14 protein-coding genes and 1 tRNA gene are annotated in these 17804 nt (G+C 40.7%); 8 read left to right on the forward strand and 7 right to left on the reverse strand.

What is annotated here, in order from left to right:
* Positions 1–782 precede the first annotated feature (782 nt).
* Complete coding sequence (gene eno, locus FXW07_RS12730; protein ID WP_229395750.1) at positions 783–2069, forward strand: phosphopyruvate hydratase; 1287 nt, start codon at positions 783–785, stop codon at positions 2067–2069.
* A 60-nt stretch (positions 2070–2129) separates the two neighbouring features.
* On the opposite strand, the gene FXW07_RS12735 is transcribed toward eno, so the two are convergent.
* Positions 2130–2603: a universal stress protein gene (locus FXW07_RS12735; protein WP_048154852.1), complete on the reverse strand. Its 474-nt coding sequence runs from the start codon at positions 2601–2603 to the stop codon at positions 2130–2132.
* 959 nt (positions 2604–3562) lie between these two features.
* On the opposite strand from FXW07_RS12735, the gene FXW07_RS12740 reads away from it, so the two are divergent.
* The 5 genes from FXW07_RS12740 (at position 3563) to FXW07_RS12760 (ending at position 11462) form a co-directional block, all read left to right on the forward strand.
* Positions 3563–6112, forward strand: a complete 2550-nt coding sequence (locus FXW07_RS12740) for a cation-translocating P-type ATPase (RefSeq protein WP_229395751.1) — start codon at positions 3563–3565, stop codon at positions 6110–6112.
* A 249-nt stretch (positions 6113–6361) separates the two neighbouring features.
* Entirely contained in the window at positions 6362–7348 is a 987-nt protein-coding gene (locus FXW07_RS12745) for a lysylphosphatidylglycerol synthase transmembrane domain-containing protein (protein ID WP_229395799.1), read from the forward strand.
* A gap of 437 nt (positions 7349–7785) precedes the next feature.
* Complete coding sequence (locus FXW07_RS12750) at positions 7786–7941, forward strand: zinc ribbon domain-containing protein (protein WP_156150995.1); 156 nt, start codon at positions 7786–7788, stop codon at positions 7939–7941.
* A 34-nt stretch (positions 7942–7975) separates the two neighbouring features.
* Positions 7976–8461 (forward strand): hypothetical protein, encoded by a 486-nt coding sequence (locus FXW07_RS12755; RefSeq protein WP_229395752.1) that lies wholly within the window; start codon positions 7976–7978, stop codon positions 8459–8461.
* 1927 nt (positions 8462–10388) lie between these two features.
* Complete coding sequence (locus FXW07_RS12760) at positions 10389–11462, forward strand: radical SAM protein (RefSeq protein WP_229395753.1); 1074 nt, start codon at positions 10389–10391, stop codon at positions 11460–11462.
* A 720-nt stretch (positions 11463–12182) separates the two neighbouring features.
* Here the strand turns inward: FXW07_RS12760 and FXW07_RS12765 are convergent.
* The 6 genes from FXW07_RS12765 to FXW07_RS12790 form a co-directional block, all read right to left on the reverse strand.
* Positions 12183–12254, reverse strand: a tRNA-Ala gene (locus FXW07_RS12765).
* A gap of 64 nt (positions 12255–12318) precedes the next feature.
* On the reverse strand, positions 12319–12588 hold the full coding sequence (locus FXW07_RS12770; RefSeq protein ID WP_048119914.1) for an elongation factor 1-beta: 270 nt from the start codon (positions 12586–12588) through the stop codon (positions 12319–12321).
* 93 nt (positions 12589–12681) lie between these two features.
* Positions 12682–12852, reverse strand: a complete 171-nt coding sequence (locus FXW07_RS12775) for a zinc finger domain-containing protein (RefSeq protein ID WP_011308351.1) — start codon at positions 12850–12852, stop codon at positions 12682–12684.
* A gap of 213 nt (positions 12853–13065) precedes the next feature.
* Positions 13066–13734, reverse strand: a complete 669-nt coding sequence (locus FXW07_RS12780; protein WP_229395754.1) for an amino acid kinase — start codon at positions 13732–13734, stop codon at positions 13066–13068.
* Positions 13735–13943: 209 nt separating this feature from the next.
* Positions 13944–14927, reverse strand: coding sequence for a hydantoinase/oxoprolinase family protein (locus FXW07_RS12785; protein WP_229395755.1), 984 nt, complete (start codon positions 14925–14927; stop codon positions 13944–13946).
* 112 nt (positions 14928–15039) lie between these two features.
* Complete coding sequence (locus FXW07_RS12790; RefSeq protein ID WP_229395756.1) at positions 15040–15999, reverse strand: ATP-grasp domain-containing protein; 960 nt, start codon at positions 15997–15999, stop codon at positions 15040–15042.
* A 338-nt stretch (positions 16000–16337) separates the two neighbouring features.
* Between FXW07_RS12790 and FXW07_RS12795 the strand changes: the two genes are divergently transcribed.
* Positions 16338–16796, forward strand: coding sequence for a heat-shock protein (locus FXW07_RS12795; protein WP_082091062.1), 459 nt, complete (start codon positions 16338–16340; stop codon positions 16794–16796).
* Between the two features lie 127 nt (positions 16797–16923).
* Positions 16924–17553 (forward strand): nucleotide exchange factor GrpE, encoded by a 630-nt coding sequence (grpE, locus tag FXW07_RS12800; RefSeq protein ID WP_048154830.1) that lies wholly within the window; start codon positions 16924–16926, stop codon positions 17551–17553.
* Positions 17554–17804 lie beyond the last annotated feature (251 nt).

Here is a 17804-nt window from a genome sequence, read left to right on the forward strand (position 1 = left end):
ATACTCAGGAAGCCTGAGTTAAGGGTGACAAAATAAGAAAATCTCTTGAAAATGCTCCAAGGATAATATTCCGGAACTAACACAGCTAAGGATGCAGATACCCGAGGCAAAAGTATTTCTGAATTCGGAAATTCAACATATAGCCTTCATTTGTTAATAGGGTTTCCTATGGGACAATAGCGTAAAACTTAATTAAAATTATTTCCGTTAACCGGATAAAGAATTAAATACAATTCGGACATCTAACGGTTAGGTTAAGATTAAGCTTCGAATTAAGATTAAGCTTTAAATTAAGGTTAAGCTTCGAATTAAGATTAAGCTTTGAATTAAGATTAAGTTTCGAATTAAGATTAAGCTTCAAAATTAAGGATAAGCTTTGAATTAAGATTAAGCTTCAAAATTAAGACAAGCTTCAAAATTAAAGATAAGCATTGAATTAAGACTAAGCTTTGAATTAAGACTAAGCTTTGAATTAAGACTAAGCTTTGAATTAAGACTAGCTTTGAATTAAGGATAAGCTTTGAATTAGTTAAGCTTCAAAATTAAGACTAGTTTCATGGAAATTTAATTATTGAGCAAATCTTTGATAGCTTTTCATCAACAGATAGCGATTCAGAGCTAACATGTGACCAAGAACTGAATTTTCAAGATACTAGCTTTGAATTAAGGATAAGCTTTGAATTAGTTAAGCTTCAAAATTAAGGATAAGCTTTGAATTAAGGTTAAGCTTCAAATAACAGAATATATCTATAGATAGATCAGAGATTAAAAAGGGTGAAATAATGTCGTATATCGGTCTACAGCAGGATTCTGGAGAATATAAAATCCAAAAGATACATGCTCGGGAGATCCTGGATTCAAGGGGAAATCCCACTGTTGAAGTTGATGTGTTTACGCCAAAAGGATTTGGCAGAGCCGGTGTTCCTTCAGGGGCTTCTACTGGTACGAACGAGGCCCTTGAACTGCGGGATGCAGACCCTAATAGATATGGAGGAAAAGGAGTTCTCACTGCAGTAAAGAATGTGAACACCATCATCCAGAAGGAATTGCTGGGGCTTGATGTGCGAAACCAGCGAGAAATCGATGAGTTAATGATCGAGCTCGATGAGACCGATAACAAATCAAACCTTGGGGCGAATACAATTCTTGGGGTATCCATGGCTGTTGCAAGAGCTGCTGCAGATTCCCTCAATGTTCCTCTCTACCGCTATTTGGGCGGCTCAAATGCATTTACTCTTCCGGTGCCCACAATGAATGTCCTTAACGGAGGCAAGCATGCAGGCAATGATCTTGCAATCCAGGAGTTCATGATTCAGCCCAAAGGCGCAGAAACCTTTTATGAAGCTCTCCAGATAGGAGCCGAAATCTATCATGTTCTTGGAAAATTGCTGGAAAAGAAATATGGTCGGTCTTCTACTAATGTGGGCTATGAAGGAGGATATGCTCCCAAGATGAGTGAATCAACCGAAGCCCTTGACGCCCTTACCCAGGCTATTGAGGAAGCAGGCTACACTGACACCGAGGTTACAATTGGGCTTGATGCTGCAGCCTCCGAGTTTTACGAAGATGAGGCCTATGCAATCGACGGCAAGAAACTCTCTGCTCCCGAACTGATGGACTACTACGTCGAACTTGTGAACTCCTATCCTATCCTTTCCATTGAAGACCCCTTCTATGAGGAAGCCTTTGAGGACTTCGAAGCCCTGACCAATGAGCTCTGGGACACAATTATTGTTGGTGATGACCTCTTTGTCACAAACATTGAGAGGCTTTCAAAAGGTGTTGACATGGGAGCAGCAAATGCACTTCTCTTAAAGGTCAACCAGATTGGGACTATTTCCGAAGCTTTTGATGCCGCAAATATGGCTTCCAGAAACGGCTATACCGTAATAGTAAGCCACCGCTCTGCAGAAACCGAAGACACAACAATTGCGGACATCTCGGTAGCTATCGGAGCAGAAATGATCAAGACAGGAGCCCCGGCCCGTGGAGAAAGGACTGCTAAATATAACCAGCTTCTCAGGATCGAGGAAGACCTGGGTGAAGTTGCACATTACGTGCAGCTCTAACCCTTTTAATTTTTCATATTAAATAGTTTTAGCTTTCTTTTTTCTTTTTAAAAATTCATTTCATAAATCACACTTGTCCCTTACAACCATAACCGGAACCTTTGAGTGACGGACCAGATTTTCTGCGACACTGCCAAGAAGCAGCCTGTTCAGTCCTGTCTTTCCAAGTGTGCCCATAACAACAATATCCATTTCTTCCTCTTCGGCGTACTGGATAAGCTCTTCTGAAGGATTGCCGTCAAGAAGGACGGGCTCCACATTGACTCCTTTCTTCTCTCCCAAGCTTTTTACAGAATTTACAGCTTGTTGCCCCTGTTTTTCCCATGCCTCATGTACCGATTCCCAGTAAGGGTCAACACTCGTAGGAAAGGTATCCCCATTGATAGGAGCCAGGTAGGCCGTTGACACTACATAGACTGCATAAACCTTTCCTCCACTCAACCGAGCAAGCTCAATTCCTTTTTCAGCAACCAGCCAGGAGCAGGGCGAGCCGTCGGTTGCAACCATTATTTTCTTAAAATTAATAGCTTCCATATAGAACCGTATTAAAATACGTGGATTTCCTAAATTAGATTTTTGGAATGCTGCAGGAAAAAGCTGTAAAACCTGAAAAGCTGGGTGTCTCTTTCAAGCCTGCAAGCTTCTTGAACTCTTAGATTACCAGAGCCAATTTGAAATCTTCAAGAGGACTTTAAACTGGAAAGCAGGCCTGACCCAACATAGAAACAGCAAAAAAAGAAATGCTGGCTCTTCGCGATTTTTCATAGATAATTTAATATAAATTTATCCCAATATTATAATAATAGGGGTATATAAAGTGTCAGAATATTGGGAGAATGAACAATTAGCAGAAATGGAAAAAAAATCTTTTTCGAATAAGGGCTTTAACTTGAATAACATTTCCTTATTGTGCTCCATATGGTCCACATGGAAAGCAACCTCACTTATAATTTTTCTCTTAGGGTACAACCCCTACTTTTTTCTAGTGACCTAATATCCGTGTACGCAAAAAACCATCTCTGATCAATTTATGTCTGTTCCGATTTACTTTCAGAAAGATCAGGAGAAGGCAAGTCAATCGAAGCTCTAAAAACCGATATTTTTGAAGGGCGTATTTTTAGTCCTTAAACGAGTTCAGATTGTCTCACAGGAAGAACAAGTATAAGCCAATTTTCAGCCAGAGCAGCCCTGTTTTATCCTAAAATTGTTTCGCTGTTTTAATTTCTTTTATTTCAGTTATATATCGTGTACAAATGACTCACCATTTTATTCGACTTAGAATTTGGTTCATTTTACATGATCATTCTATAGTATCAAAACGAAATTGTGTTTTATTCCAAAATTGTTTCTGGATAGCCTTATATAATAAAATTGAAATATCTTTACTTTTGGAATTTTAAAATTATTTAAAGAAAAGTCAACGTTTTCTGATAAACATTCCGAAACTTAAAGAACCAAAAACAGAAGGGATATTACAACAGGTATGAAAAAATATGGAAACAACATTCGATCCAGAGAATATAACTGGGCTTTCAGACGAAGAGGCTGCTGCGATACTTAAGAACGAAGGCTATAACGAGCTGCCGTCCCAGAAGAAACAGAGCCCTTTTTCTATCTTTCTAAATGTTCTTAAAGAACCGATGTTGCTTCTCCTTTTAATTGCAGGTACGATTTATCTATTCCTTGGGGAAGTTAGAGATGCTCTTATACTGCTAGTTTTCGTTTTTGTGGTCGTGGGTATAACATTTAACCAGGAAATAAAGACCGAAAGAGCATTGGAGGCTTTAAAAAATCTTTCAAGCCCAAGAGCTCTTGTGATAAGAAACGGGGAACAGAAAAGAATTCCAGGGAGAGAAGTCGTTAAAGGAGACATTATAATTTTAAGAGAAGGAGATCGTATACCGGCAGATGGAGTTGTGCTTTCCAGTACAAATCTTCTGGTGGACGAATCCTTACTCACAGGCGAGTCACTGGCTGTTAGAAAATGCGAATTTGCTGGCTTAACTCACTCCTTAAAACCTGAGCAGCCAGGAGGAGACGATCTTCCATTTGTATATTCAGGAACACTGGTAATTCAGGGTCATGGAGTATCACAGGTAAGAGAAACCGGAATACATACTGAAATGGGAAAAATCGGAAAAGCTCTGGGGACGATAGCCGAAGAAGACTCTCTACTCAAAAAAGAAACCGCCCAAATTATAAAGACTTTTGCGGTTTTTGGAGGGATACTCTGCGCAGTTGTAGTTGTCGTCTACGGCTTGACCAGAGGAGATTGGCTTCACGGCTTGCTTGCAGGACTGAGTTTGAGCATGGCCCTTCTTCCCGAAGAGTTTTCAGTAGTTTTACTGATATTCCTGAGTATGGGAGCCTGGAGACTGTCAAAAAGAAATGTGTTAGTACGACGGATGCCTGCAATTGAGACTCTTGGGGCTTCAACCGTACTTTGCGTGGATAAGACAGGGACTTTAACCTTAAATCGGATGATTCTGAACTCCTTATTTTCGAAGGGTGAGTATTGTGAACTCGAGAAAAATAAATGCCTGCTTGAGAAGTTCCATGAATTGCTTGAGTTTGGATACCTGGCAAGCCAGCGAGATCCTTTTGATCCTCTTGAGAAAGAGATAAAAAGAAACACTGAAAAATTCCTTATTAATACCGAACATATCCACGAAGAGTGGAAAACTGTCAGGGAGTACCCTCTCTCAAAAAACCTGCTTGCGCTTTCAAACGTATGGAAATCCCCAGACTCCGGACAATACGTTATTGCTACAAAAGGTGCACCAGAAGCAATTTTTGACCTCTGCCATCTGAGTGAATCCGAAAAAGAAGAGTTATCAGCTCATGTTCAGGAGATGGCAAACAGGGGTTTGAGGCTTCTTGGTGTAGCTAAAGCCAGTTTTCAGGATGACTCTTTGCCTGAAAAACAGCACGATTTTGAGTTCGAGTTTATAGGACTGCTTGGGTTTGTCGATCCTGTCCGGCAATCCGTTGCCCAATCAATAAAGGAGTGTTATAAAGCCGGAATAAGAGTCATTATGATTACCGGAGACTATCCAGGTACAGCTCAGCATATTGCCAGGCAGATAGGTCTCGAAAACCCAGATAAATATATTACTGGCCCTGAACTGGCAAATATGGATCAACAGGAGCTTGCAGAGAAGATAAAAGTAACAAACATCTTCGCCAGGGTTGTGCCAGAACAAAAACTGACAATTGTAAATGCTTTAAAACAAAACGGTGAAGTTGTTGCAATGACAGGAGATGGGGTTAACGATGCTCCTGCCCTGAAATCTGCCCATATTGGAATTGCGATGGGAGAAAGAGGCACGGATGTAGCTCGTGAGTCTGCATCAATCGTCCTTCTGAACGACGATTTCTTTTCCATAGTTGCAGCTGTCAGGCTTGGAAGGCGTATTTTCGATAATCTCAAGAAGGCAATAGGTTACATATTTTCAGTCCACATGCCCATTGCAGGACTAGCCCTGTTTCCGATATTATTTAATTTGCCCCTTGTCCTTTTGCCTGCACACATAGCATTTCTTGAACTGATAATTGACCCTGCCTGTTCAACAGTCTTTGAGGCTGAACCTGAAGAGAAAAATATAATGAACAGATCGCCTCGAAACTTGCAGGAAAGACTGTTCGGAAGAAAAAACCTGGTTCTCAGTCTGGTACAGGGAATAAGCATGCTTGCAGGAGTGATTGCTGTTTTCCTGTATGCCCTATATATGGGCAAGGGCGAAGTGGACGCACGCACACTCACCTTTGCGACGCTCGTAATTGCAAACCTTACTTTAATCGTGGCAAACCTTTCCTGGTCGCAGAGCCTTATCAAAACGTTGTCTTCCGAGAACAAAGCCTTGAGATACGTGCTAGCAGGAGCGCTTTCAGGTTTACTTCTGGTTTTGTATGTGCCGGCTTTAAGAAGTATGTTCCGTTTCTCACTGCTGCACGGTGATGACTTGCTGATCGTATTTGTTGTAGGGATACTAAGTATTGTGTGGCTCAGATTACTCAAAAGCCAAATAAACAATAATATCTGAAAGCAAAAGAAGCAATAATATCTGACAGCAAAAGAAGCAATAATATCTGACAAACCAAATAAACAATAATATCTGACAGCAAAAGAAAAAATAATATCTGACAAACCAAATAAGCAATAATATCTGACAAGCAAAATAAAAAATAATATCTGACAGACTCCCAAAAGTAAATTTAACGTTTGGAGAGCTAAATGGAAAAACTGTTTCTAGAAAAGTGGCTCTGAACTCTTGTGAGGTATGTCTTTGAAGATGGGAACTTTGATAAAAATCATTGTGACCCTTTTACTGCTCGCAGCAGGTGTATATCTCGTCCGCAGTTACTGGATAGAGATCATACCTGTTCTGGAAGAAATATTGGGAACACTCAGAGAAACAAAGCTACGTTATGTTTTTCTAGCGATCTCGGTATACTTGCTGAGTGTATACTTATTTTCAGTTCGCTGGCAGCAGGTTCTCTACTGTATTGGTTACAATCTAAAAGTCACAAGTCTTGTTCCTATTTATTTCGGAGCAGTATTCGTAAATAACGTTACTCCTGGAGGGAACATGGCAACGGGAGAATCCTTCAGAATTCTTTGGGCCAACAAACTTTTTGGGATAAGCTATGTCAACGCTTTTAAAACAGTTTTCTTTGAAAGATTGGTTGAAGTAATTCCTGTTTTTCTCTTATCAATTTATATTCTATATGCATTCCCTTCTTTAGAGATTAGACTCCTGCCCTCAATTGACAATTTAACGTTAAAATCAATTCATCTGTTTTTCTTAGTCTTTTTGGCAGCAGGAATAGCAATGTGGTTCTTTCGAGCAAAATTAGCTTCTCTCTTTCGGAATATACAGAAAAATTGGAACCAATTTAAACAAGCTTTTATTCCTGTTCTCCTTCTATCCTGTGGGGTCTGGACCCTTGACGTAATACGCCTCAAACTGGTTGCTTTAGCCCTGAATGTTGAACTCTCTTTAAGCTTGATTGTAACAATTTCAGTCTTGACTTTCATTCTAGGAGCCCTACCATTGACCCCAGGAGGCCTCGGAATAATTGAAGGGGGCCTGATCTCTTTACTTCTGTACTTTGGCTTGTCCCTCGCATCTGCAAGCAGTTTCGTTTTTTTAGAGCGTTTTATTTCTTATGGGCTCAGTAGCGTAATCGGATTTATTTACTTATCCTATTATGGAGGATTTAAGATCTGGAAAAAATCAAAAGAAGAAAAAGAAGAAAAAGAAGAAAAACTACGTTGATTGCAAACGATGTTTTCCAGTGGTTTGCAAAATTAAGTGCTCTACATTGGTTATCGGTTAAGGAATTTTCTTGCCTGAAAGCTATCGATTTTGCATTAGAAACCGGCCTTAAATTTTGGCATATTTATTTACATGAAATCAATACCATGTTCCATCTCACAATCTATTACAACATTTGACAAACGTTATGGAACTGAAGACAATTTGTCACTATTTATCACTTAACCGAAGGCGCATGAAGTGCTCTATGCATGTCTCTTTTAAATTCATGTCTCTTTTAAACATAAATTTGAGGAAACGGCTACCTTGATGGGATAGTCGTGAGCATAAATCGTCCCCTGGGGCTGGTATGGAAAGGTATTAATTGGAGAAGTATGAGTAGTAATATGTGGGTAGTATAATTATTACTGAGCCCCTGATAAAACCGTGAGGTGACAATGATGTGTAGTGTTGGAGACTCGTTTGATCTGGATATGGAAGGAAATTTGCCGGTTAAAGACTATGTATGTAAAGACTGTGGGAACAGATTCAAAGGCATTGGTAAAAATGTGACATGCCCTTCCTGCCAGTCTAAAAATGTAGCAGAATCCTGATAATTGACTGAATTTTTAAAATACTTATTTTAACATGAAAGAATCGAACTCTTCTAAAGACATTTCACTGAAGGACAGTGAAATGATCCTCCTGCGCGGCACAGCAGGAACAGTGGCTATTGTGAAAGCGGGTCCGCGTGGGCAGTTCTTTCTGGAAACCGAGAACGAAGAAATTGTACTCGGACTTGAACCTCATGACCTGATTGTTGCTTCTGCGCTATCTGTGGATGAGAAAACTGAAAAAGGGCTTAAATGCGTTCTTTTTATGATCCGGGAAATCAGGTCGCCCTTGATTGTTCTTCCAAAGAACCACCCTGCATCTCCAAGGCTTCCAATTGTAGTGTCGGCCGGGCAAAAAACTGTCCTGAGCTGCAATATCACTCCTGGCACGCACCCGAATCAGGACGTACTTTGCGGTTCAAATGAGTTTGACAGTCTTGAGGTAACGGGAACACTTGAAGGCGTACATATTGAAAATATTCCAGAGTGTGAGATATTAAAAGTTAACTTTGATATCTGACCCGAATATTTCTATAGATACAAAAAATAGGGTTTTTGAGGCTCTCCGCTTCATATAACCGTTTTGTTTGGCATCATATAGTGATTTTTGAGCTAGTAACCTTGATCTGTAGTGAGTTTAATTAACTCTTTCCACGCATTTTTTAGTATAGCTGGCAGTTTATCTTACAAGCCCCAATGGTGTTTATTTTTCGAGTAAATAATGTAATTGAGAGTTCTATGGTAACTCACATTTCTATTTTTGATACTTTTGTATAATTTCAAATCACAAAAGTATAATTATGGCAGTAATCCATTAGCAAAATGGCCAATATCAAGTGATTATTATTCCATTTTGGCAGGGGGCCGGACTGTCAGGTATCAGGTGATTCATAACTTAATTTTCACGATACTAGCTATTTTTATTTATTGTAAATTATGGTCAAAATCGTGTTTCTTTGAAAGAAAAGTCAAAGAAGCAATTTTGCGTTTTGGGACCAGCTCAATGAGAATAAGTTAGTTGACCAGTCCTATTGCCTGAAAATTGTGGTCGTTTTTATACTAACCCTCTCCAAATTAGTAATACAATTAAGAATTATAATAACATTAGGTATTATTAATTTAAAGAATAGTGTTAAATAGAAGTTCACCATATATATCTCTGTTCAAAAGGCAAAGAAAAAAACTCCTAAATCTATTAATTGAACTTGAGACTGTAAATTCCTCGCCTGTAATAACAAGCAGGTGGGGAGTTCCAGGCCCAGTGACTGAAAACCTATCTGAAAAGTCAACAATGTCATATCGCAAAAGTTATGATAAGTCTATAATTCCGGGTACTGAGGTGTTATAAATATGCAGAAGATGACATTGCCTGAATGCGTTTATGGTGATCTGAATAAGTTTATATCTACATGTTATTCCAAACATTTACCACACCCTTTACTTATTGCTCAAGCATTTTGTTTGAGGTTCCAGGAGCATGGGAAAAAATATAGTCTTTCTACAATAACTGATAATGTAGAATACATTATAAATAACTATCATTGAGCGGATCCCAAAACGCAAAATTACTTTTCTGAATATTGTATTATGGACTATCAATAGAACTTCTTATCCTGAAAAACGCACATGATATTCTTCGAATAACATGCACAATCAACGAAAGTGCTTGCAGATGGCAGTACTTTCATGTTAAATAATTCTGAAAACTCTTACTGATGTGGAAATAAATTTGTTTTGAGATGAAATCATTAAATAATTAGATAGAGTCGTAAAAGTAGCTAATAGTTAGCCATCGAAAGAATTTCAGCGCAAAATTTATTCCCTTCCAAAAAACTCTTCAATTTTTGGGAGTATTTTCATGAAAAATCGGAATAACCTGGAGTTGCATTGATATTTAGCATAAAAGTTCTTTCGCGTACTTTCATTTCTTTGTGCCTGTGATTATAAGAATTTCATGTGCGTTTTTTATGTAGTTGGAAACCCATTTAATTTGAAGAGGATACTCTTTGGCTTTTCGTCATTCCCTATGGATAAGATGATTTTCAATTCAAGACCATTGATTTTATGAGGAGATTATGAGGATATCCACACAAAACAACGGAGAGCCAAAAACTGTGATTCACAGCCCTTCATCCGGAATGATATTCCGAAGATAACCTGAATTATCAGATAAAAGTGGTCATGACCGGCAGTGCAGCAGAAGACGAAAACCTGCAGACACATATCCGGAACAAAAGCCGCAGAATGAAATAACCCTTTAGCAACAGGTTTACCCGCGAATTAGATGTACTATATCGATAGACGCTTCTTAAGGAATTTAAATAGCAAGCCATATTTTTGTTTATGAGTGTAAAGAAACAACCACCAGCCAGGACAGGTACCGGCTGATGTCCAGGAATGAATATTCTACCTGTAAAGAGAATGCCGACGTTTAATGGTGATTTCTTATGGAAAACAATAACGATCTCAATCGCATGGTCAACGATCTCATCAAAAATATATTCAGCGATGCGCTGAATGTCTCCTTGAAGAAACCTGCCATGGCTGCCTTTTTCGTCAGGGCCACGATGGCACAGAAAAAGGCGGCCTCAATCAGGCAGAAAAACGAGGAGAAGGGGCTCCATGTGCCTCCAGTGATGATACTAAGCGTTACCAACAAATGTAACCTGCACTGTGTGGGCTGCTACTCACGGCTCGTCCCCCGCGAACAAAAACCTGAAATGAGCACAGATAGTCTGACGAGCGTACTACGGCAGGCGAGTGAGATGGGCGTTTCCATTGTGTTAATTGTAGGCGGAGAGCCACTGACCAGGCCGGACATATTCGATGTTACTAAAAACTTTCCGGATATGATCTTCACCTTATTCACGAATGGTACCCTCATCGATGACGCTGTGCTTGAACAATTCAAGGAACAAAGGCATGTTATCCCGATACTCAGCATGGAAGGCCACGAGAACATGACGGACCTGCACAGGGGTGACGGTGTTTACGGCCGGTTGATGAAAGATATGGCGAAGCTTCACGAAAGAGACATCTTCTTTGGCATATCACTCACTGTCACCCAGTCAAATTACGAGACCGTTACGGACAAGAGCTTTGTTAGGCTCATGCGGGAGTACGGCTGCAAAGCGTTTATCTATGTCGAGTATAACCCTGTCATGAAAGGTACTGAGGACTGGGTTGTTACAGATTCACAACGAGACGAGATCCTGACTAAGATGGCTGCCTTCAGAGCAAGCCAGCCAGGCGTTTACATCGGGTTCCCAGGTGATGAAAAGGCCTTTGGAGGCTGCCTTTCTTCAGGAAGAGGCTTCCTCCACATAAGCGCCTCTGGAGATGTCGAGCCTTGTCCTTTCGCTCCGTACTCTGAATGCAGCATTCTGGACATGCCGCTGAAAGAGGCTCTCAATTCCAGGTTGTTCAAAGCACTGAGAGAGAATCGTGATAAGCTCATGGAATCAAATGGGGGATGTGCACTCTCAAAGAAGCCAGAGTGGGTGAAATCTCTTTTGGACTAAAAGACAGGTGAAAACATAACGATTTTAGCAATTATGGGAAGCTTGAAAGAAAAGGAGAGTGATTACAAGGTTGTACGGTAAACCGTGCAAGAATCACAGGGCAAAAAGAGAGATACGTAAATGAAAGAAATTAGATCCACAAAATACGAATCACCGTTTCGTCTTCAGCTCATACAGGCGATAAGATTTGTTGAAAACCTTTTTTAGGACTTTTCATAAGTTATTGACACAAGCATGAAGAATGAAAAACTTTCATTATTTATTTATTTATTTATTTATTTATTTATTTATTTATTTATATTCATATACTGACATGGGCAATGAATATTGTTTATATTTTTGGGCATTGATTCAGTTGAAGAAACTATAATTACTCTGCATTGGTCATCTGGTAAGGAGTTTTCTTGCCTGAAAGTTATCGATTTTGCATTAGAAGCCGGCCTTAAATGTTGGCTTATTTACATGAAATCGATATCTGTTCCAGCCCATATTATAAAATATTTGACAAATATTGTGGAAATTGACGTAATTTGTCACGATTCCTCACTTAACCGAAGACGCATGAAAATATATTATATCTTTGAGAAAGAGATACTCTGAAGGAAAACTAAAAGTTGCTGGATTACATATAGAATTACATACAGATATTGAAAGTAATAATTATTGTAAAAAATAAACTTAAAGAAATAGTATTGCTTAGGACTATTAAGATTTTTTAAATGGACTCGGCGGGATTCGAACCCGCGGCCTTTACGTTGCGAACGTAACGATCTTCCCCTGATCTACGAGCCCTTTTGAAGAAAGGAGAATATGAAAGATAGTTTTTCCGGACACATTGTCCGGGTCTCTTCTCCTTTTAAATACGATAAACATCCACAACCTGGACGTTTTCAACGCCTGAAACTTTTGCAAAGGCTTCTTCTGCAGGCTCAGTTCCGCCTTCTTCATCATCAACGATTAATGTTACAATCAGAGCCTTCAAACCAAAAGCGATAGGCTCTTCAACAATATCTCCGTGAAGATCGGCCCCTGCAGGAATTACGCCCTTTATCTTCTCTTTCAGCTCTACAAGGTCAGTATCAACGCTTTCTGGCATAATTTTAATCTTTGCTGCAACGTCACCCATTATGATTCCTCTTATACTTTTATCTGATCTTTTTGACCGAGTTTTATTTCATTTACATTTTCGGCATTAATCTGGTTCGAGATTATTGCAGAATCAGGGTGCCTTGTATCCGCACTTGGGGCAGGTGTATACGTTACCCTGCTGCCTGCAGCTTCCACATCTTCCGATTTCTGATCCGCACTGCGGGCAGGGAAACTTTACATAACCCTTTTCTACGAGGCGAATTCCGCATGAAGTACAGTATTCAACTTTTTGTGCTGACATTTTTTTTCTCCTTAATGGTTACTTTAAATTAATAGTTACTTCAAATAGTAAATTTTGTAACGAGTTGCCGGTGAATCAGGCGCCTTCCTTAAGCATCGAGCTTCTGCTTTTCCGGGCACCTTTGTTAACGTTAGCAGATTTAATGAACTGAATTTAATTAATGCTTTTGGACACGCTGTGCTTCTTCTGCCCTAGTCATATACGATATACGATTTAAATATTCCCCTTTACCACAGTACCGAGCACAGACTTCCCATACACGGCCTGAATTACCCTATCCGGAGATTTACCATTTACAATCAGGCACTCCATTCGGTTTTTCAGAAGAAATTCCGGCAGGGCAGAATCAATACAGCTTTCACGACTTCCTCCATAGCTGGCAACAGAAACTTCCCTGACTAATTTCCCATTTCTGAATATACCGTCCACATCCGTGGCCTTTATTAAGGTTGCCCCAATCTGCTTTGCAACCCAGGCCGCGATAGTATCCGAGGTCACATCCCAGCTATGAGGCAGAGGATCCTCTGTTCTCAAGAGCCTGTATGGGAAAAGAACAGATACACCCTGAGGCAGACTGGCTATTGAATCTATGTCCAGTGCGCGGCTTTTATCCTTAAGATAGCAAGCATACTGCTCCATACCCAGTATAGCCATCCAGTGAGCTGCATCCGCACTCAGCGAAAAGCTTTCATCAGTTTTCCTTACAGCATCAGCAAAAATGCCTCCTCCGGGCACTATTAGAATGGAATAAGGAAGTCCTTCGGATGCACACGCGTCCTCTGGAATTTTCGGGATTCCTGAGCCAAATTCCTTTACCAGCCTGTCTACAAGCTCGGGAGCCTCTTTGATAAGGCTTCCCCCGATTTTAATTACCACTCTCATAGTTCTTCCTTTCAGGCAACCGTTGACCCGAAACCGTTGCGCCTGTTCATCACAAACCGTTGCGCCTGTTCATCACAAACCGTTGCGCCGGTTTATCACGCCGATAGGGTTTGGGGATAAGGTCATCAAATTCAAACGGTTCTTGGGGTTTTCGCTCAAGCCTTTTTTGAAAAGGCTTGCGGGCAAGCAGTTTTTTGAAAAGGGTTGTTTTAAAAAGGCTTGCAGGAAAGCAACCTGGCAGCCGCATACGCCGGAAAGACTTTTGAGATTTCTTCTCCCCAGCGTCCGGATACTGAGATGCATTCGAAACCAAGTCTTTCTGCAGCTTCCTTTATAAGGAACTCACCAAGACCTGCAGCTGCGATTCTTTTAAGCCCGTTTCGTTCTGCAACTTCGGAAATGGCCTCAGCCAGGACAGAGATTTGTTTTTCCTTTACTTGGGATGCAATTTCGTAGATGTCTTCTTCCCGGATTTCGGAAAGGTCAGCACAGACCAGCCTTGCAAGCCTGCGCATAGCATCGGTTTTGCTCCTGCCTGCTCCATCAGCGGTCTCGCATGTGTACATGTTTTCATCAATGTTTCCAAGCAGGAGATAGGCGTCCGCAGTTGTAGCAAAGAGTTCGGAAGCTGTCCTGCACCAGCCCTTTTCAAGTTTTACTTTTTCTAAAAGTGCGGCAAGGTTTGTCCGGAGGGTGCCTGCATACACGAGCTCACTTCTGACCAGCCGCTCAAAGTCAGTAAACCCGGCTTTATGTTCTCCTGACAGGATAGGGATAATATCGCTTGTGGTACTTCCCACATCCACAAATATACAGTCTCCTATCTCTTCTCCTATCAACCTGGCTGAAGCCGCCCAGTTGGCAGCAGCAAGTTCCCTTATATCGTCAGCTTCGCTCTGGAACCTTCCCAAACTGTTTATATAAGACACATTTGAGGGCCCAAAGGCAGAGTTGACACATGACATTATAAAGCGGATGCCCTGTTCCTTGTCCTCAAAGCAGTCCGCAAGTTCACCGGTCATAACAATAGCAACTTTTTCGGGCTGCAGCCGCTGTGCGATTTCCTTTAAAACTTCCGGAAGCCGTGTATTCTTCCAGAGGGGCAAATAGTGCAGTTCTACAATAGTTCCGTCCGAGGAGGCAAGTTTAGTATTCGCTCCTCCAATATCAAGCCCGATAACTTTAGAATTCATTTTTGAGCCCTTTATCATGTTTTTTCAATCTGTTCTCTATCTTTCAAGCCTCTGGCTTTCCAATCTGTTCCCTATAGTTCAAGCTTCGGCTTTTCAATCTGTATTCTACCTTTCAAGCTCTTCCGAAAAGCTCGCCCAACGCATCCTTTGAAAAGCGGTATTCGCCCTCAATATGTATAGAATCCGGAAGTTCTCCAAACTTATTTTTCAAAAGCAGGTCTCCAATTTCCTCTCGCATAACGCGGTTAATTCCGAAAAGCGAGGCTGTGGGCCTGGGGTTTACATCCACTACATACGGAAAGTCAGCAAGTATGATGTCTACACCCACATATCCGAAACAGTCAAGGCATTTGACTGTGGAGATCGCGGTTTCATAGAGTTCTTCTTGCCTTGGAGTCTGGTAAGGAGTAAGGCTTCCGTTATATTTTATGCCGGAAACTCCTGTTTTCTCATTTTCTATGGTTTTTGCTTCTTTTTTGCCAAACTCTATAAACTGGCAGTTTACAGTAAGAGGAAGCGGTTTTTTTCCTGCGATAAGGCTTACGCTCAGAGTTTTTCCCTCAACATACTCGCTTGCAATAAATTCTTCGTTGTTCTCAAACTCCGTGACAAGGTATGTTGCTTCTGCGCCGCAGCCGAACCTTGGCTTTGTAACATACTTTTTACCTTCTTCAGCCTTTTTTGCAATCTCAGGGGCTTTAATTCCGGCTTTCGTCAGGATTTCCGTGCACATCAACTTATCAGCGCAACAGGCTGCCGACTGAGGTGAACAGCCCAGGTTTACGGTATTTTCTTCAAGGACTTTATTCAATTCGGGAAGCATAGAATCAGGTGCAATAATCAGCCCTGCATCACAGTCTTTTGCTTTTCTCTCGATTACCTGCATGAAATTTTCAGCTGTAGATTCAATGCACGTGCCTGCGCAGATTTTCGTACCTGCTGAAGGATAGTATACCTCATGCCCAAGACGAACAAAGCTTTCCGAGAGGGTTTTTAGCATGGCAGCTCCCTCCGGGATAAGGGACTTTTCAATGTCCGTGCCGACAGCAAATTCTGCAATCAGGATTTTCATCGGAAAGGAAAAACTCGGGAACTTATTTATTACTTTTTGTTCCAAGCCTTTTCAAAAAAGGCTTGAGCGAAAACCCCAAGAAACGTTTGAGTCTGATAACCTTGTCCCCAACCCCTATCGGCGTGATAAACCAGCGCAACGGTTGCGTTTGAGTCTGATAACCTTATCCCCGAACCCTATCGGCGTGATAAACCAGCGCAACGGTTTGTGATGAACAGGCGCAACGGTTTCGGGTCAACGGTTTCGGGAAAGCAATTTTTTGAAAAGGCTTGCTAAAAATGAAGTTGAGTATGTAAAAGTTTATATAAATTATACAGTTTATACCATAAAGTTAAACATTGAAAAACATAAAGGTGCCTGGTACTATTAACAGCATAAACCCAAATACTCAGTCGATCTTTGAAAACCCGTTTGTCAAAACCCTTACCATTGCGGTTTTCATGGGTATATTCCTGGTTGATATGGGGCTTGGGCTCTTTGAGGTTTTTTCCACAAAAGAAAGTCCATTGCCCTCCGCAGTTGTACTTTTGATTTTTGCAGTAATGTTTATTGCAGGAATGGTTTTTTATGAAAAGCATGGACTTGACACCCTGAGTTCCCTTGTAGGAGGAGCTCTTGCAGGCTTTGGCTTTTCCTTTGTGTTTGTGTCGCTTGTAGGCGGCGTACAGTTTGCACTTGGAGGAGGAATCTCAGCCATCGGGTGGGATCAGGTGATTTCAGCAGTTGCGGCTTCCATGATTGCAAGCGTCGTAATGCTCAAAGCACTCTTTTATAAACTTCAAAACCACTTTTACTGATTTTTCTTTTTCTTCTCTTTCTGGAGTAATATGTATCCGTAACCGTTCGAAAACTATTTATAGAATTACAAACAATCACAGATCAGGACGAGCGAAACCGTTGTACTTACTTGATGGGGTTCGACGAATGAAAATATTCAATAAAGAAAAGAATAAGGATTCTAACGAAGATGCCCAAGCTGGGGCTGAAAATTCTGAAGCCCAAAACTCTGGTTCTTCGGCGGAAGAGATTAATGAAGCACGGGAAAACCCCGAAGAGGCTTCTGCCAGTTCGGAAGCTGAGAAAAGTCCTGAAGTCAGGTGCCAGGAGGAGAAACAGGTTCTCATGGATAAGTATTACCGGCTTGCAGCCGACTTTGACAATTTCAGAAAACGGACCGCCCGCCAGATGGAGGAAAACCGGAAAGCTGTGCTTGAGCAGGTACTTCTTGACTTTCTTGAAGTAACGGATAATTTTGATCGCGCCCTTAACTCTGCAAAGACTGCAGATGATATGAGCTCAATCATCAGTGGAATAGAACAGCTTTCAAGGCAGTATTTCTCAATCCTCGAAAAATACGGACTTGAGAAGATCGAAAGTGAAAAAGCCAGTGAATTTGACCCTCACAGGCATGAGGCAATTCAACATATCGAGACCTCTGAAGTCCCGGACAATACTATAGTAGAGGTTTACAAAACCGGATATGTTCTTAACTCTAAAATTATCAGGCCTGCTATGGTCTCAGTGGCCAGAAACCCTGATGAGGCCGAGAAATAAAGGAGAAAAATCTTACTCCTTAATTCAGGCATACTTACTCTCTAATTAAACTGAACATAATTAAACTGAACTGAACATAATTAAGCTGAACATAATTAAGCTGAACATAATTAAGCTGAACAGCTTTACTATAACTTTACCAGATAACTTAATTAATAATTTAACTTAATGATTTATCTAAATATTTTGTAACTTTATAATTGAATGAAAACTTTAATTGAATAATTTAATCAGGTAATCTAGTGAGGATA

Origin of the sequence: Methanosarcina sp. DH1 (genome assembly GCF_020804205.1) — an archaeon.
GTDB lineage: Archaea > Halobacteriota > Methanosarcinia > Methanosarcinales > Methanosarcinaceae > Methanosarcina > Methanosarcina vacuolata.

Coding starts and splice junctions, on each gene's coding strand:
- FXW07_RS12735 (WP_048154852.1), bottom strand. CDS start 2,603: ATGGAAGCTATTAATTTTAAGAAAATAATGGTTGCAACCGACGGCTCG.
- FXW07_RS12785 (WP_229395755.1), bottom strand. CDS start 14,927: ATGAATTCTAAAGTTATCGGGCTTGATATTGGAGGAGCGAATACTAAA.
- FXW07_RS12790 (WP_229395756.1), bottom strand. CDS start 15,999: ATGAAAATCCTGATTGCAGAATTTGCTGTCGGCACGGACATTGAAAAG.
- FXW07_RS12770 (WP_048119914.1), bottom strand. CDS start 12,588: ATGGGTGACGTTGCAGCAAAGATTAAAATTATGCCAGAAAGCGTTGAT.
- FXW07_RS12745 (WP_229395799.1), top strand. CDS start 6,362: ATGGGAACTTTGATAAAAATCATTGTGACCCTTTTACTGCTCGCAGCA.
- FXW07_RS12775 (WP_011308351.1), bottom strand. CDS start 12,852: ATGTCAGCACAAAAAGTTGAATACTGTACTTCATGCGGAATTCGCCTC.
- FXW07_RS12750 (WP_156150995.1), top strand. CDS start 7,786: ATGATGTGTAGTGTTGGAGACTCGTTTGATCTGGATATGGAAGGAAAT.
- FXW07_RS12780 (WP_229395754.1), bottom strand. CDS start 13,734: ATGAGAGTGGTAATTAAAATCGGGGGAAGCCTTATCAAAGAGGCTCCC.
- FXW07_RS12740 (WP_229395751.1), top strand. CDS start 3,563: ATGGAAACAACATTCGATCCAGAGAATATAACTGGGCTTTCAGACGAA.
- FXW07_RS12760 (WP_229395753.1), top strand. CDS start 10,389: ATGGAAAACAATAACGATCTCAATCGCATGGTCAACGATCTCATCAAA.
- eno (WP_229395750.1), top strand. CDS start 783: ATGTCGTATATCGGTCTACAGCAGGATTCTGGAGAATATAAAATCCAA.
- FXW07_RS12755 (WP_229395752.1), top strand. CDS start 7,976: ATGAAAGAATCGAACTCTTCTAAAGACATTTCACTGAAGGACAGTGAA.
- grpE (WP_048154830.1), top strand. CDS start 16,924: ATGAAAATATTCAATAAAGAAAAGAATAAGGATTCTAACGAAGATGCC.